The organism is Marinicauda salina (assembly GCF_003122085.1).
Lineage (GTDB): Bacteria > Pseudomonadota > Alphaproteobacteria > Caulobacterales > Maricaulaceae > Maricicauda_A > Maricicauda_A salina.
Genome location: NZ_QEXV01000001.1, coordinates 844,919 through 858,539, shown reverse-complemented (window position 1 = coordinate 858,539; position 13,621 = coordinate 844,919). Strand labels below are relative to the sequence as shown.

13 protein-coding genes are annotated in these 13,621 nt (G+C 65.7%); 5 read left to right on the top strand and 8 right to left on the bottom strand.

The features are described 5' to 3' along the window. Window positions 1-16: 16 nt before the first annotated feature. On the top strand, window positions 17-1,372 hold the full coding sequence (gene glmM, locus DDZ18_RS03870; protein WP_109252014.1) for a phosphoglucosamine mutase: 1,356 nt from the start codon (window positions 17-19) through the stop codon (window positions 1,370-1,372). Between the two features lie 2 nt (window positions 1,373-1,374). Here glmM and serA read toward each other — a convergent pair whose 3' ends face one another. After that, window positions 1,375-2,607 carry a phosphoglycerate dehydrogenase gene (serA, locus tag DDZ18_RS03865; RefSeq protein WP_109252013.1) on the bottom strand — a complete coding sequence of 411 codons (1,233 nt, stop codon included), beginning with the start codon at window positions 2,605-2,607 and terminating at the stop codon, window positions 1,375-1,377. Window positions 2,608-2,760: 153 nt separating this feature from the next. On the opposite strand from serA, the gene DDZ18_RS03860 reads away from it, so the two are divergent. The 4 genes from DDZ18_RS03860 to DDZ18_RS03845 all read left to right on the top strand — a co-directional run bounded on the left by DDZ18_RS03860 (window position 2,761) and on the right by DDZ18_RS03845 (window position 6,282). Next, window positions 2,761-3,732, top strand: coding sequence for an NAD-dependent epimerase/dehydratase family protein (locus DDZ18_RS03860; protein WP_109252012.1), 972 nt, complete (start codon window positions 2,761-2,763; stop codon window positions 3,730-3,732). Window positions 3,733-3,841: 109 nt separating this feature from the next. Further along, the gene (locus tag DDZ18_RS03855; RefSeq protein WP_109252011.1) at window positions 3,842-5,128 is read left to right on the top strand and encodes a methyltransferase domain-containing protein; all 1,287 of its coding nucleotides are present in this window, start codon (window positions 3,842-3,844) and stop codon (window positions 5,126-5,128) included. Next, complete coding sequence (locus tag DDZ18_RS03850; protein ID WP_109252010.1) at window positions 5,129-6,010, top strand: glycosyltransferase; 882 nt, start codon at window positions 5,129-5,131, stop codon at window positions 6,008-6,010. Window positions 6,011-6,021: 11 nt separating this feature from the next. Further along, the gene (locus tag DDZ18_RS03845; RefSeq protein WP_158272058.1) at window positions 6,022-6,282 is read left to right on the top strand and encodes a CmcI family methyltransferase; all 261 of its coding nucleotides are present in this window, start codon (window positions 6,022-6,024) and stop codon (window positions 6,280-6,282) included. A gap of 45 nt (window positions 6,283-6,327) precedes the next feature. On the opposite strand, the gene DDZ18_RS03840 is transcribed toward DDZ18_RS03845, so the two are convergent. The 7 genes from DDZ18_RS03840 to DDZ18_RS03810 form a co-directional block, all read right to left on the bottom strand. After that, complete coding sequence (locus DDZ18_RS03840; protein WP_109252008.1) at window positions 6,328-7,044, bottom strand: sulfotransferase family 2 domain-containing protein; 717 nt, start codon at window positions 7,042-7,044, stop codon at window positions 6,328-6,330. A gap of 66 nt (window positions 7,045-7,110) precedes the next feature. After that, a complete protein-coding gene (locus tag DDZ18_RS03835) occupies window positions 7,111-8,271 on the bottom strand; it encodes a glycosyltransferase family 61 protein (RefSeq protein WP_158272057.1) in 1,161 nt (386 codons plus the stop codon). A gap of 34 nt (window positions 8,272-8,305) precedes the next feature. Beyond that, window positions 8,306-8,914 carry a sulfotransferase family 2 domain-containing protein gene (locus DDZ18_RS03830; protein ID WP_109252006.1) on the bottom strand — a complete coding sequence of 203 codons (609 nt, stop codon included), beginning with the start codon at window positions 8,912-8,914 and terminating at the stop codon, window positions 8,306-8,308. A 266-nt stretch (window positions 8,915-9,180) separates the two neighbouring features. Continuing rightward, window positions 9,181-10,551: a hypothetical protein gene (locus DDZ18_RS03825; protein WP_109252005.1), complete on the bottom strand. Its 1,371-nt coding sequence runs from the start codon at window positions 10,549-10,551 to the stop codon at window positions 9,181-9,183. A gap of 35 nt (window positions 10,552-10,586) precedes the next feature. Next, window positions 10,587-11,015 carry a hypothetical protein gene (locus DDZ18_RS03820; protein ID WP_146190599.1) on the bottom strand — a complete coding sequence of 143 codons (429 nt, stop codon included), beginning with the start codon at window positions 11,013-11,015 and terminating at the stop codon, window positions 10,587-10,589. A gap of 102 nt (window positions 11,016-11,117) precedes the next feature. After that, window positions 11,118-12,308, bottom strand: coding sequence for a tetratricopeptide repeat protein (locus DDZ18_RS03815; protein ID WP_158272056.1), 1,191 nt, complete (start codon window positions 12,306-12,308; stop codon window positions 11,118-11,120). Window positions 12,309-12,336: 28 nt separating this feature from the next. Further along, window positions 12,337-13,614 carry a tetratricopeptide repeat protein gene (locus tag DDZ18_RS03810; RefSeq protein WP_109252002.1) on the bottom strand — a complete coding sequence of 426 codons (1,278 nt, stop codon included), beginning with the start codon at window positions 13,612-13,614 and terminating at the stop codon, window positions 12,337-12,339. Between the last annotated feature and the right edge of the window lie 7 nt (window positions 13,615-13,621).

Genomic DNA, 13,621 nt, shown 5'->3' with positions numbered 1-13,621 from the left:
CCGGAGAGAAGGGACGATGACCAAGAAGTATTTCGGCACCGACGGGGTTCGCGGCGCGACCAACACGTTTCCGATGACCGCGGAGACGGCGCTGCGTCTGGGCATGGCCGCGGCGCGGCATTTCCGGCGCGACAACGGGCGGCGCCACTCCGTGGTGATCGGCAAGGACACGCGCCTGTCGGGCTACATGATCGAATCCGCCCTGGTCTCGGGCTTCACCAGCGCGGGCATGGACGTGCTGCAGTTCGGCCCGCTGCCCACCCCCGCGGTGGCCACGCTGACGCGCTCGCTGCGCGCGGATATGGGCGTGATGATCACGGCCTCGCACAACCCGTTCGAGGATAACGGCATCAAGCTGTTCGGCCCCGACGGCGAGAAACTCGGCGACGACGCCGAGCTCGAGATCGAAGGCTTCATGGACGGCGACATGGCCGACGCGCTGGCCGCGCCGGCCGATCTCGGCCGGGCCCGTCGCATCGACGACGCCCAGGCGCGCTATGTCGAGATCGTCAAGGCGACCTTCCCCCGCCAGATGCGCCTGACCGGCCTGCGCGTGGTCGTCGATTGCGCCAACGGCGCGGCCTACAAGGTGGCCCCGACCGTGCTGTGGGAGCTCGGCGCCGACGTCATCCCGATCAATGTCGAGCCCGACGGCTTCAACATCAACGAGGATTGCGGCGCGGTCTCGCCCGACGCCCTGTCGGAGAACGTCACGCGCTACCGCGCCGATCTCGGCCTCGCGCTCGACGGCGACGCCGACCGGCTCATCCTCTGCGACGAGGCCGGCGAGATCGTCGACGGCGACCAGGTCCTGGCGCGCATCGCGCTGGCCTGGAAACAGACCGGCCAGCTCGCCTCCGACACCGTCGTGGCCACGCAGATGTCGAATATCGGGCTGGAGAAGACCCTGGCCGAGGCCGGCCTCAAGCTCGACCGCACCAAGGTGGGCGACCGATACGTCGTCGAGCGCATGCGCGAGATCGGCGCCAATCTGGGCGGCGAGCAGTCGGGCCACATCGTGCTGTCGGAATACGCCACCACCGGCGACGGGCTGATCGCGGCCCTGCAGGTGCTGCGCCTGCTCATCGAATCCGGAAAGCCGGCGAGCGAGCTGCTGCACGTGTTCGAACCGTCGCCGCAGCTGCTCAGGAACGTGCGCTACGAGCGCGGCGCCAGCCCGCTTGACCATGACGACGTCAGGGCCGCGATCGCCGCCGGCGAGAAGCGGCTCGGCGCCGACGGCCGGCTGCTGGTCCGCAAGTCCGGCACCGAGCCGGTGGTCCGCGTGATGGCCGAGGGCGACCGCAAGCTCATCGACATGGTCGTCAGCGAGGTCTGCGCCGCCGTCGAGGTCGCCGGCGCGGTGGCCTGAGATCAGGCCTCCGGGCCGTTGATGAGCCGCGCCCAGATGGCGCCCTCGATCGCCTCGATCGTGTCCAGGAAGTCGGCGGGCAACTCGCCCTCGAGATCGGCGATGGCGTAGCCGAGCTCGCCCTTGGTCTGCAGGAACTGCGCAGCGACGTTGGCGCCGGCGCGTTCGGCGCGGTCGTTGAGCCGCCGCAGGAAGCCCGGCGCGTTCATGTGCGGCGCCAGCAGGCGGGTGCGGCCGGGCTGCAGCGGGCCGGGCTCGATCTCGGGGAAGTTGACCGAATGCACCGTCGCGCCCTCGTAGAGGAAGCGCGACAGCTTGTGGCCGGCGTCCGCGCCGATGGCGGCCTGGGCCTCGAGCGTCGAGCCGCCGATATGCGGAGTGAGGATCACGTTCGAGAACCGCGTCAGCGGGCTCTCGAACGCCTCGTCCTTGCTCTTCGGCTCGACGGGAAAGACGTCGACGGCCGCGCCGGCGAGATGCCCGCTCTCGAGCGCGTCGGCCAGCGCGTCGATGTCGACGAGATCGCCGCGGGCCTGGTTGATCAGGTAGGATCCCGGCTTCATCTGCTCGATGCGTTCCCGGGTCATCATGCCCTGCGTGCGCGGCGTCGAGGGCACGTGGAGCGTGACCACGTCGCTGAGCGCGAGAAGCTCGTCGAGCGATTCGACGGGCCGGGCGTTGCCGTGGGCGAGCTTCGGCTCGATGTCGTAGAAATAGACGTGCATGCCCAGCGCCGAGGCGATCACCGAGAGCTGCGCGCCGATATTGCCGTAGCCGACGATGCCGAGCTTCTTCTTGCGCACCTCGTTGGCGCCGGCGGCGGTCTTGAGCCAGCCGCCCTCGCGGATCGCGGTCATCTTCTCCGGGATGCGGCGCATCAGCATGATCACGCTGGCCATCGTCAGCTCGGCGACCGAGCGCGTATTGGCGAAGGGCGCGTTGAAGACGGGGATCCCGCGGCGCGCGGTCTCGGCGAGATCGACCTGGTTGGTGCCGATGCAGAAGCACCCGACCGCCCGCAGCGCGCTCGCCGATTCGAGCAGCGCCTTGTCGACCTGGGTCCGCGAGCGGATGCCCAGCACGTTGGCGCTCGCAGCCTCGCGCTCCAGCGTCGCCCGCTCCGGCGACCCGTCGATCCGGCGCACCGAAACGGGCCCGTAGGCCTGCAGGGCGTTCTCGGCGTCGGCGTGGACGTTCTCGACGAGAAGAGCGTCGAAAAGCGGGGCGTCAGGCATGGAATCTCCGGTTCTTGCTGCAGCGCGGCAAGCATGGGGAAGCGCTGATGAAAAGCAAGGCGGGCGCGGGGGACGACGCAGCTCGGCGCGTCGTTGACAGCCCGGCGCCCCTTCCTAGGATGCGCCGGCAATCCGGGGGAGCGCCGAACGGACATGACGATCCTGGTCACCGGCGCGGCCGGCTTCATCGGCTACCATGCGTCCAAGGCGCTGCTCGAACGCGGCGAGCGCGTGATCGGCCTGGACTGCCTGTCGCCCTACTACGATGTCGGACTGAAGCGGGCCCGCCTGGCGCGGCTCGCCGCCCGTGACGGCTTCTCCTTCGAACAGATCGATCTCGGCGATCACGAGGCGGCGACGCGGTTCATGATCGACGCCGAGCCCGAGCGCATCCTGCATCTCGCCGCCCAGGCGGGCGTGCGCTACTCGCTGGAGGCGCCCTTCGCCTACACGCGCGCCAACGTCACCGGCCATCTCGCCGTGCTGGAGGCCGCCCGGGCGCTGGGCGACCGCCTCGCCCACCTCGTCTACGCCTCGTCGAGTTCGGTCTATGGCGAGCGCCCCGGCGCTTTCCGCGAGGCCGACGCCGCCGACGCGCCGGTCTCGCTCTACGCGGCGACCAAGCGCGCCGACGAGCTGATGAGCGCGGCCTACACGCATCTTTACGGCCTGCCGCAGACGGGGCTGCGCTTCTTCACCGTCTACGGGCCCTGGGGCCGGCCGGACATGGCCTACTGGCTGTTCGCCGACGCCATGCTCGAGGGCGAGACGATCCGGCTGTTCAACCACGGCCGCAACGAGCGCGACTTCACCTATATCGACGATGTGATCGCGCCGCTGCTGCGCGTGCTCGACGACGCCCCCGGACCGCGCAACGAAGTCTACAATATCGGCGGCTCGAACCCGGTCGAGACCCGCGCCCTGGTCGAGGCGCTGGAGGCCGAGCTCGGCGTCGACGCGAAGATCGAGACCGTCGGCCCGCAGCCCGGCGACGTCACCCACACCTGCGCCGACGTGACGAAGCTCAAGGCCGATTACGGCGCGGTCCCCGAAACGCCGCTGGCCGAGGGCGTCGCCCGGTTCGCGGAGTGGTTCCGGGAGTATCGGGAGGGGGGGTCGACCTGATCTCAGCCGGCCGCTTGCGATCAGGGCGATCGGACCCTTAGAACATCAATCGGGCAGATCAGAAAGCGGCCGGCCTTGCCTAACTGGCGGTTGTTTCGGGGGAATTCAGATGCATGCCTCGTCGGCCGAGAATATGGAGCGCTGCGTCCGCTGGTATCTCCCTGACGATCGCAACGCGCTGAAGATCGCCGATCTCGGCTCGCAGAGCGTCAATGGCAGCTATCGCGAGCTGTTCTCCGGCGCCGACGCCTTTGTAGGTTTCGATCTCGAAGCCGGCCCGGGCGTCGATGTCGTACTCGACAGCCCCTACGATATTCCGGAAGAAGATGGCAGCTTTGATCTCGTCGTTTCAGGTCAGATGCTTGAGCACTGCGCCCATTTCTGGCGCGTCGCGAGCGAGATTGAACGCATCCTCAAACCTGGCGGCCTCGCTTTCCTGATTGCGCCCTCTGCAGGGCCAATCCACCGCTATCCCGTGGACTGCTACCGCTTCTACCCCGACGCTTGGCGGGCGCTCGCCGACTGGACAGGGATGAGGCTGGTTCATGTATGGATGGACCAGCGCGGTCCGTGGAACGATCTCGTTGGCGTCTTTTCCAAAGGGGGCGAAGTCGCACAGATAAAGTCGGCGCCGCGCATGGACTGCCCGCCGATCGAGGACACGCCGAGCGCGATCGAAGGCGCCGAGACCGTCAAAGGCGCGCGTGGTTATCTCGAGGCGCTTGAGGACATCCACGAAATCGTCGAGCCGCGCCGCTATGTCGAGATCGGCGTACGCAAGGGATCCAGTCTCAAGCTAAGCGAATGCGAATCCATCGGCGTCGACCCGTGTCCGGCTCTTGGCGATTCGTTCGAGAATGTCCGGCTGTTCGAATGCACCAGCGACGACTTCTTTTTCTTTCATGCAAAGGATGCGATCTCCGGCCCGATCGATCTCGCCTTTATCGACGGCATGCACCTTAGCGAGTTTGTCGTTCGGGATTTCATGAATATCGAGCGGTTCATGGCGCCGGACGGAGTGATTTTGATCGACGACGTTCTGCCGAACCACCCCATCCAAGCCCGCCGGGAAAGGGAAAGCCGGGTCTGGACCGGCGATGTCTGGCGCGCCGTCGAACTGATCGCCGAGAACCGGCCCGACCTGCAGCTCACCTGGCTGGACACCGCGCCGACGGGCCTGCTCGCAATAACCGGCTTGAAGCCGAAGAACTCTGCGCTCTGGTCTCGCTATAATCCGGTCATGCGCAAACTGATGGCGGACAATTTCGCGCCCATGTTGGACGGGCGTCCGGGCCCCACACCCGAGGACCCTCCCATCAAGCTGATCGACCGGCGCGAAGCCAAGCGCCCGACGAGAGATGTCCTGAAGGAAATTCTGAGGCCGGGTCGCGCCTAGATGCTTCCCTTCCGTCCGCGCCCCCAGCTGAGTCTCGTCGTCGCCGCCTACAACATGGCGCGCGAACTGCCCCGCACGATCTACTCGCTCAGCCGTGACTACCAGCGCGGGATCGGTCCGCTCCGCTACGAGATCATCGTGGTGGATAACGGTTCCTCGGTTCCCGTGGACGAAGCCGAGCTCAAGGCGATCGCGCCCGAGACGCGCGTCATCAGAATCGACGACGCCAGCCCCTCTCCGTCCAGCGCCATCAATGCAGCGGTGCGGACCGCGCGAGCGCCGCTGATCGGCCTGATGATCGACGGCGCCCGCCTCGCGTCGCCCGGCCTGCTCAAGTACGCTCTCAATGCGCACCGGATCGACCCGCAGGGCCTGATCGGAACTTACGGCTTTCATCTGGGCCCTGATGTCCAGATGAAGTCGGTGTTCGAGGGTTATGACCAGGAAGTCGAGGACGAGCTGCTCGCCAGCGTCGATTGGCGCGAGAACGGCTATCGCCTGTTCGAGATCTCGGTGTTCGCGGCGTCTTCCGCCAAGGGCTGGTTCAAGCCGATAGCAGAAAGCAACGCCGTCTTCCTTCCGCGGTCACTGTGGGACCAGCTCGGCGGTCTCGATGAGCGCTTCCGGTCACCGGGAGGCGGCAAGGTGAACCTGGATTTCTGGAAGCGCGCGGTCGAGGCGGTCGGGGACCCCTGGATGATCCTCGGCGAAGGCACGTTCCATCAGGTGCATGGGGGGGCGGCGACAAACCAGGCCGCGCCGGCGCGCAAGCAGATGGACGACGAATACACCGAGCTTCAGGGAGTGCGATTCAGGAGTCCGCAATACCGTCCGCGCTTGATCGGACAGCTTCGAGCGGAATGCGATCAGCTGAACGGATGAGCGCCGCCCGCATGCTAGCCGACCGCGCGGCGCGCAAGGCGGTCGATTTCTTCGACCCGCAAATGGAGGCTGGCAATTTTTTCGTGATGGAGGACGGCGTTGTCGCCGATCTACCCGGCGCGCAATATGGGCGCTTCGATGATAGGCCGAACCGGGCGGTCGAAACGTTCCTGGATGCGACGGGCGACGCCCACCAAATCGACACCGGGCTATGTGATTTCTATGGCCACAACATAACGTACGCGCCCAATGCTTGGTTGAGACGTCGATGATTCCGGTCGACCCGTCGGGTGTTAAACGCGGGGGTCGGGCCATGTTCAGCGCATCAACATCTCGAATTCTTGTGAATCGATGAACCCGCGCTCCCGCAACCGTTTGATCACTGCGTAATCGGCTTGCAGATAGCGCCGCAGATTAGCGCGCGCCCGTTCGGACAATTCGGCGTCATTCGCCACCGCGTTCGGGCGGTTCTCATGCAAGCGCTTGACGTCGTCGAGCCCGAAGACACGCTTCATATAGGCATTGAGATAATCGGTGACCATGACCGAAACGATCTGGTCGCGGGACGCATGGCCCACCAAGTCAGCCAGGTAGTGGGCGATATCTTCTTTTAGGTGGTGGATGGTTTGGAAGTCGCTGTCCGCTAACGGGTCCAAGCCCGCGTCCGTATACAGAGCCTCGGCCAGCGCGTTGATCGACCCATATTTGACGATCACGTCGTATTCCCCGGCAAAGCGGTCCTTCTGCACCGCCTCGTCGACAACGAGCTTGCGCCGCCAATTGAAGGCCGAGATCGTTCTCTCTATCGGGTTTCGGACTAGGAAGAGTAGCTTCGCGGCGTCAAAACGGCGCGGTTTTGCAAAGTGTACCTTGCCGACTTCCGAAAAACGTGCTTCGATTACTTGGCTACGCTGGAGGCCATCCCAGACTGACGCTCCTCCGCACTTGCCGATATGAACGAATACCAGGTTGTCTGGAGCATCGCGAAACGCGTCGAGACTGTTTCGGGTGTGAAGCTGAACAAAATGGGTCATGCCCTCTCTTCCCTGCTAAGCCGTTCGAACGCCTTCCTTTCCGCGTGCAACCCTTGAGACTTTTGCTTATCGGTCGACCTCGGCGAGGGTATCGGCTAGTCGATCGATCGGCAGATGCCAACCTTTCGCCCCGTTCGGCTCTGCGTCGATATAGGCTATATGCTGCTCCTTGATATCGGATAGGCTTGCGTGAAAGAGATTCGAACGTCCCAGATTGATCACGAGAAGACGTGCTCCCGGCGGCGAAAAAAGGGTGTTGTGCAAACCCGACCCGTCTTCTCCCAGTACTATTTCCGCGCACGAAAATAGCGCGCGTTGTTCCGCAACGGTGAGGGTCTCTGGGTGGACGACCCTCCAGCCCCGTCCAGCGAGATAAGCCTCGATCTCAACGCCGTTGACGAGAGTGCGCCGCTGCCAGCGCGCCCTTGAAACATAGATTTTTCGCGCGGGCTCGATCCCGGTGTCCGCAACTGCGGGAAGACCATGCTCCAGCCGCTCCAGGCCCGCATGCAGCCGTGAAGCTTGGACGACATGGAAATGGCGCGGCAGCGTCTCTATGATGAGTTCATCCACTGCATGAATCCGGCTCGGATGGTAATCGCGAAGCGCCAACCAATCCGCGCCGACAGCGGTGAGGATTTCACGCATGAACGGTTTCAGCGGGTTAGTAAGGTACAGGGTGCCCGGCTCCAGCGTATCTTCGAGATAATGATCGAGGCGTGGTAGGACGTCGATCAGCCAATGACCGTAGATCCTGCCGCCGGGGCCTGTCAGCACAGCGGCTCGCTCGACCCGGTCCAGCGATAAACCCTTGTCGGCGAGCGTTCGAAAATCATCGAGCACAAAGTGAGAGACACCGGCCTGCCGCGCGAAGTCAAATTCCTTGAGGCGCTTCAAGGCAGCTTCCTCCGGCCACCCTGCGGTCATTCCGGTCCAGCAGGCCTCATTCACCGGATCGAGGATCGCGCCCTCATGGCCGGCGACATAAACGTTCTCCAGTCGCAAGCGGCCGATCGGAAACCCGCGCGCGGCCTCGACCTTCCCATGCAACGCCTCTCGGGCCTTACGCGTCTCGTCGTTTATCTCCAGGAATAAATCCGGACGTGGGCCCGCTTCGACCCGTCCGGACACAGCGAGCCTCAACGTCTCACTGGCGCTGGCCAGTCTGGATTCTGGCTCGGTTCGGCCCTTAACCGCCGCGTCGAGGGATTTGATTTGAACGCGCATGGGCACCCGTCTTGCGGCGCGTATCTGCCACGCGTCAGTCATAGCCGAAGGAGACAAAATCGTCGAAGTAGAGCGATTTCACGTGATCACGCGCGGATTCACGCCAAGCGGATGCATCGTCATGGGCGAGCCGGATCCACGCTTCACCGCCATAACTAATTTTCTCGCCTGGCTCGGACAGCGCGGCGAACACTGCATCGAGCCCCTCCTCCAGCCGGAACACGCGGCATCGCGAAGTCCAGATAAACTCGTGCTGCGGGCGAAGATGGTTGTCATATACGAAAGGGTCGCGGCGAAGTCGCTCAGGCACACCCTCCATCCAAGTGTGGAAATCGGGCACTTTGCGCCCTGCGGCAAGTAGGAATTTATATTGGGAAACGAAGCGGTCGACAGGATGGCGGACCAGCGCAAATATCTCGTCGAAATTCTCCGGGTCGAAGGTTTCCTCCAGCAATGCCGCGTGCATGTGCTGCGGCGAGCATCCGCGTTCGCGATCTTCGAGTGTCAGCGGCCCGTAGCGCCCCCCACGGCGGTAACTCATCCGGTGACCGTTTGCTAGAAGAGTCTCCTCGACAGTCGTTCCGCCGGTTTTGGGTATATGAATGTATAGAAGGCGCCGACCATTCTTTTCGAAGACTGGCATATCTGTACTAGAACAAGCAGAATGCTGCAAGGAATCGCCTGAAGGTTTGCACACTCACGCCCTATCGGCGATGAGGTTAGCACGCAGTGTTGCGATTTTCCCGCGCATTGCAGCGTATGAGAAACCATCCGAGCAGCCAAATCGGCCGTCGCTTTGTTAGCGGAGCACGGTCGAACCATTTAAGCGTGGGAATTCTCCTACCGGTTCGACCGTGCGTGCTCCCAATAATATTATTGTTGGGAAAGGCGCTTTTTGAAGCGACCCTGCTAGCCCTCTTGCTCGGCGAGCTCCGCCTCAAGCGCGTTCACCCGATTGTTGAGCTGCTCGATATAGATGTGCGCGACTTCGAGTTCGTGCAGCACGCCCGTGACCTTCTGGCCGAGATTGATCGGAGCGCCCTCCGGGGTCGGACCGACGCCGGGAAGATAGCTGTTCTCCCACATGAGACCGGCGTGCTCGTCGATCGAGAGCGGCTGGAAAACGTCCGGGTTGAACACGTCGTCGCAGGGCCCCGGATCACACGCGCCACCGCCGTTCGTAACAATGCCGCTGGAAGTGATGGTCGCCCACGGGCTGCTCGCGTCAGGCCCCGTTATGGCAACTTCGCTATCACGCATGATGATCTGCGTATCGGCGGCGCCAAGCGGCGTGTCGGAGGCGACAAAACGTCGGTTGTTCGTGGCGCCGACCAGGCGCATCTGCGCGGCCGTGCTCGACTGGATCGTCATCAACCGGACCGTGGAGTCGGTGTGCGACCCGATATCGAGTCCACCTGTATCGAAAGTTGCAAACATGTTGGCGTCACTGGTATCCGCGCCGGCGAACGCAAGCTCACTGTCACGCATGATGATCTGCGTATCGGCGGGCCCAGTATCCGCATCGCGCGCGACGATCCGGCGATTGGTGGTGTCGCCGATAAACCGAATTTGCCCCGCCGTATCGGAAACGAGATCGAGCAGCTTCACGCCGCCGCCGCCGAGAACGAGGTCGCCGATATTCGTCGAGTTCGAAGCCAAGCCGACGAACACATCTCCATCATCATCAATATCAATCGCGTTCGACGGCGCGCCCGGGCGGATGCGGAAGGGCAACGTGCTGCCGTTCGTCGCGTCGCGGATGAAGAAGTTCGTCTCGTTGCCCGCGATGTCCCAGGTCTGCGGCGTGAAGCCTGAGGAGCCGTCCTGCTCCAGGCGGAGGAACGGCGAGTCGCCGGTGACCATGTGCAGATCGGCGACCGGATTGGACGTGCCGAATCCGACGTCGCCGTCGGACTCGACATAAAGCGAGTTCGCCGGCGCGCCGGCTTCGAGCGCGAGAATGTTGCGCCCGGCGGTGTCGTCCTCGATGAAGAAGGCGTTCACGCCGCCGTTCTCGCTCTCGTTGGCGATGAGCTCCCAATCATTGGCGGGGAAACTGCCGGACGCGCTCGTATCGTCGAAACGAAGCCGGGTGTTGTTCTCCTTGATCCGGATCGTGTCGAAGCCGAAGGTTTCGCTGCTCGTACAGTCGGTGCCGACGCACAGGCTGTCATTAATGGTGGCGTCAGTCGTGCTCAGAACGGTCTGCGCTTCGACGGCCTGAAGCCCCAGGACGCCCAGAACGGGTCCGAGCGCGGCGCTCAACAAAAACTTCTTCATGATTCGCTCCCCAGCCTTGGCCAGCGCAGGCGTCGTCAGAGGCCCTGCGATTCCTCGATATCCTCGAATTCCCGGATGCGGCCGTCGCGGACATGGAACGCGCCCGAGACCGACGCGCCGACGCGCGGACGCATCGTCGTGTTTTCGCGGCCGTTATTCATCCGGCTCGCCTGGCTGACCTGTTCGCGGAACCGGTCGGTCGCGGCGGTCAGCTGATAGTTGTAGACCCCGTCGGGGACCTCGCCGTAATCGGCCAGCCGCAGCGTCGGCGCGCTGCGCTCGCCATGGGCCTGGGCGTGAAACCCCTGCGGCCCGGAAACGGTGAGGGTGTAGTTCGTGTATGAGCCGTTCACCGAGAAAACGAGACGGGTCTGGGTGAATCGCTCGTCGGCGCGCAGCGTCTCCGCGGCGGCCGGCGCCGCAACGAAGAGAGACAGCGCCAAAGCTGCAATGAAGGACTTCATCAATTCAGCCCCCGAGCTGCATCATCAACATGCGTAACACATGGACCGCCCGCTCCAACAGCAAATTCCGATGACAGCGCCGGATTTTCCCTTTCCGGACGACTAGGGGCCGACCGGACCGGCGCGTTCCCGGATCTCGGCGCGTTGGCCCCGCGACATGCGTTCGACGAGGACGTCGCGCACCTCGGCGGCTCCTGGCACTTCGCCCGCCGCGGCGAAATTCAGCCAACGATAGGCCTCGACATAGGACTGCGGCACGCCCTCGCCGCGCGCATACATCAGGCCGAGATTGAAACCGGCGTCGCGCGAGCCGTTCTCCGCCGCGGCGCGAAACCAGCGCGCCGCCTCGCCGGCGTCACGCCGCACGCCGATGGCGTGAGAGAAGCGATAGCCCATCGCGAATTGAGCGACCGGGTCGCCCAGCTCGGCCGCGCGCCGATCGCGGCCGAGCGCGCCGGGTTCGTCGGCGGGCGCCGCCAGCCGCGCGCCGGCGGGAAGGCCGATCCGGTCGAGCAGAACGCTCAGCCGCGCGCTCTCCGCCTGGGCGCCCGCACGGTAAAGCTCGGCGGCCTCGGCCTCGTCGAGTTCGACGCCGAACCCGTTCGCCCGCAGGACGCCGAGATTGGTCATGGCCTGGGCCAGCCCCTGTTCGGCCGCAGCGGCGAACCAGCGCGCGGCGGCTTCGTAATCGCGCTCCACCCCCGCCCCTCGCGCATAGACAAGACCGAGATTGTTCTGCGCACGCGCGTCGCCCGCCTCGGCGGCGCGCCGAAACAGCGCGCGCGCCCGCGCGGCGTCGCGCTCCACCCCGCGCCCTTCGAGATAGAGCACGCCGAGGCTCGTCTGGGCCGGGGCGTGACCGCGATCGGCGGCGCGCCGATACCACTGCGCAGCCGCGTCCTCCCGACCTGCTCCGCCGAGCCCGTTCTCCAGCGCCAGCCCGTAATCGTGCTGATGCGCGGGATCGCCGGCCTCGGCGGCGCGCCGGAGCCAATCCACCGCCGCCTCGGCGTCTCGCTCGACGCCGAGGCCTTCGACATAAAGACGGCCGAGCGCGTTCTGTGCGGGCGCATCCCCCTGTCGCGCAGCGCGTTCGTACCAGAGCGCGGCGCGCGCGAAATCCTGCTCGCCGGCCCGGCCGTCGCGCAGGAGGTCGGCGAGCCTGCGCTGCGCGTCCGGCGCGCCGGCTTCGGCGCGGGCCAGGAGATCGCCGCGCGCCTCCGAGAAACCGGCTCCGTCCGCCGGATCCGGCGCCTGGGCCTCGACCGGGGCGATGGTCGCGGCCAGCAGCATCAGCGCCGGCAAATATCGACGCGCAGGATCAGGGCGCCGCGCCATCATGCGTCTCCCGCCAGGCCGCGGCCGCCGCCTGGGCCTCGGCGATCTGGTCCTCGGTCATGAGCTGAGCGACCAGGCGACGCGCCTCGACGGCCGGCTCCAGCCCCTGGGCCGCGGCGAGATTGGCCAGCTTGTGCGCCTCGACATAGTCCTGGTCGACCCCGTCGCCTGACGCATAGCGCCGGCTGAGATGGTATTGCGCGACCGGCTCTCCGGCTGCGGCGCTCTCCTCAAGGAGCGCCAGCGCTCGCTCGGGATCCTCGGACACGCCGGCGCCCGCCTGATACATCATCGCGAGCTGAGTGCCCGCCTCCGCCACGCCTTCGCTCTGGCGCGCCCGAAGCCAGTCGACCGCGCCGTCGGCGCCGTCCTCGGCCGCAGCGCGTACGAACTCGGCCGCACGCAACGCGTTGGGAGGCTGCATGCGCTCTTCGAGGATCAGGCGCCCAAGGCGGGCCATGGCCGGCCTGTGACCGCCCTCGGCGGCGTTGAGATACCAGCGCATCGCTTCGGCGAAGTCCTCGGCGCCGCCGCGGCCTTCTTCGAGCATCAGGGCATAGGCGGTCTGCGCGCGCACCAGCCCCGCCTCCGCCGCGACGCCGTACCAGCGGCGCGCCTCCGCCTGGTCCGCCGCGACGCCGGTTCCGGTCGCGTAGGCGTAGCCCAGATTGCTCTGGGCGCGCATGTCCCCGGCTTCGGCGGCGTCGCGAAGAAGCTCCACGGCCCGCTCCGGATCGGCGGCGACGCCGTGTCCGGCGAGGTAGTAGGAGCCGAGCACCGCCTGGGCCTCGACATCGCCGAGCTCGGCCGCGCGGGAAAGGTCCTCGATCACCGCCCCGGAAACCGGCTGGCTGATCGACCGCTCGCGGAGAAGCTCGGCCAGCAGCGCGCCGGCTCCCTCATTGCCCTGCTCCACGGCGCGCTCGAGCCAGCTGATCGCCTCGGCCGGGTCGGCCTCGACATGAAGCCCCTCCTTGTACATGTAGCCGATGCGCTGCTGGGCGAGCGGATGGCCGCTTTCAGCGAGCGGCAGCAGCGCCTCGTACGCGCCGGCGAGATCGCCCGCCGCATACGCCGTTTCGGCCTCGGCCATGGCCGGGTCGCGCCCGCTATCCAGGGGCTGCTCGGAACCGGCGACCGGTTCGGAGTCCGTTTGCGGCGGCTGCTGGCCGGGCCCGCCCCCGAAGAGCAGCGCGCCCATGACAACGCCCGCGATGACGAGACCGCCGCCGGCCGCGGCTCCTATCAGGTAGTGTTTCATTCGGATT

Coding starts and splice junctions, on each gene's coding strand:
- glmM (WP_109252014.1), top strand. CDS start 17: ATGACCAAGAAGTATTTCGGCACCGACGGGGTTCGCGGCGCGACCAAC.
- serA (WP_109252013.1), bottom strand. CDS start 2,607: ATGCCTGACGCCCCGCTTTTCGACGCTCTTCTCGTCGAGAACGTCCAC.
- DDZ18_RS03860 (WP_109252012.1), top strand. CDS start 2,761: ATGACGATCCTGGTCACCGGCGCGGCCGGCTTCATCGGCTACCATGCG.
- DDZ18_RS03855 (WP_109252011.1), top strand. CDS start 3,842: ATGCATGCCTCGTCGGCCGAGAATATGGAGCGCTGCGTCCGCTGGTAT.
- DDZ18_RS03850 (WP_109252010.1), top strand. CDS start 5,129: ATGCTTCCCTTCCGTCCGCGCCCCCAGCTGAGTCTCGTCGTCGCCGCC.
- DDZ18_RS03845 (WP_158272058.1), top strand. CDS start 6,022: ATGCTAGCCGACCGCGCGGCGCGCAAGGCGGTCGATTTCTTCGACCCG.
- DDZ18_RS03840 (WP_109252008.1), bottom strand. CDS start 7,044: ATGACCCATTTTGTTCAGCTTCACACCCGAAACAGTCTCGACGCGTTT.
- DDZ18_RS03835 (WP_158272057.1), bottom strand. CDS start 8,271: ATGCGCGTTCAAATCAAATCCCTCGACGCGGCGGTTAAGGGCCGAACC.
- DDZ18_RS03830 (WP_109252006.1), bottom strand. CDS start 8,914: ATGCCAGTCTTCGAAAAGAATGGTCGGCGCCTTCTATACATTCATATA.
- DDZ18_RS03825 (WP_109252005.1), bottom strand. CDS start 10,551: ATGAAGAAGTTTTTGTTGAGCGCCGCGCTCGGACCCGTTCTGGGCGTC.
- DDZ18_RS03820 (WP_146190599.1), bottom strand. CDS start 11,015: ATGAAGTCCTTCATTGCAGCTTTGGCGCTGTCTCTCTTCGTTGCGGCG.
- DDZ18_RS03815 (WP_158272056.1), bottom strand. CDS start 12,308: ATGCTGCTGGCCGCGACCATCGCCCCGGTCGAGGCCCAGGCGCCGGAT.
- DDZ18_RS03810 (WP_109252002.1), bottom strand. CDS start 13,614: ATGAAACACTACCTGATAGGAGCCGCGGCCGGCGGCGGTCTCGTCATC.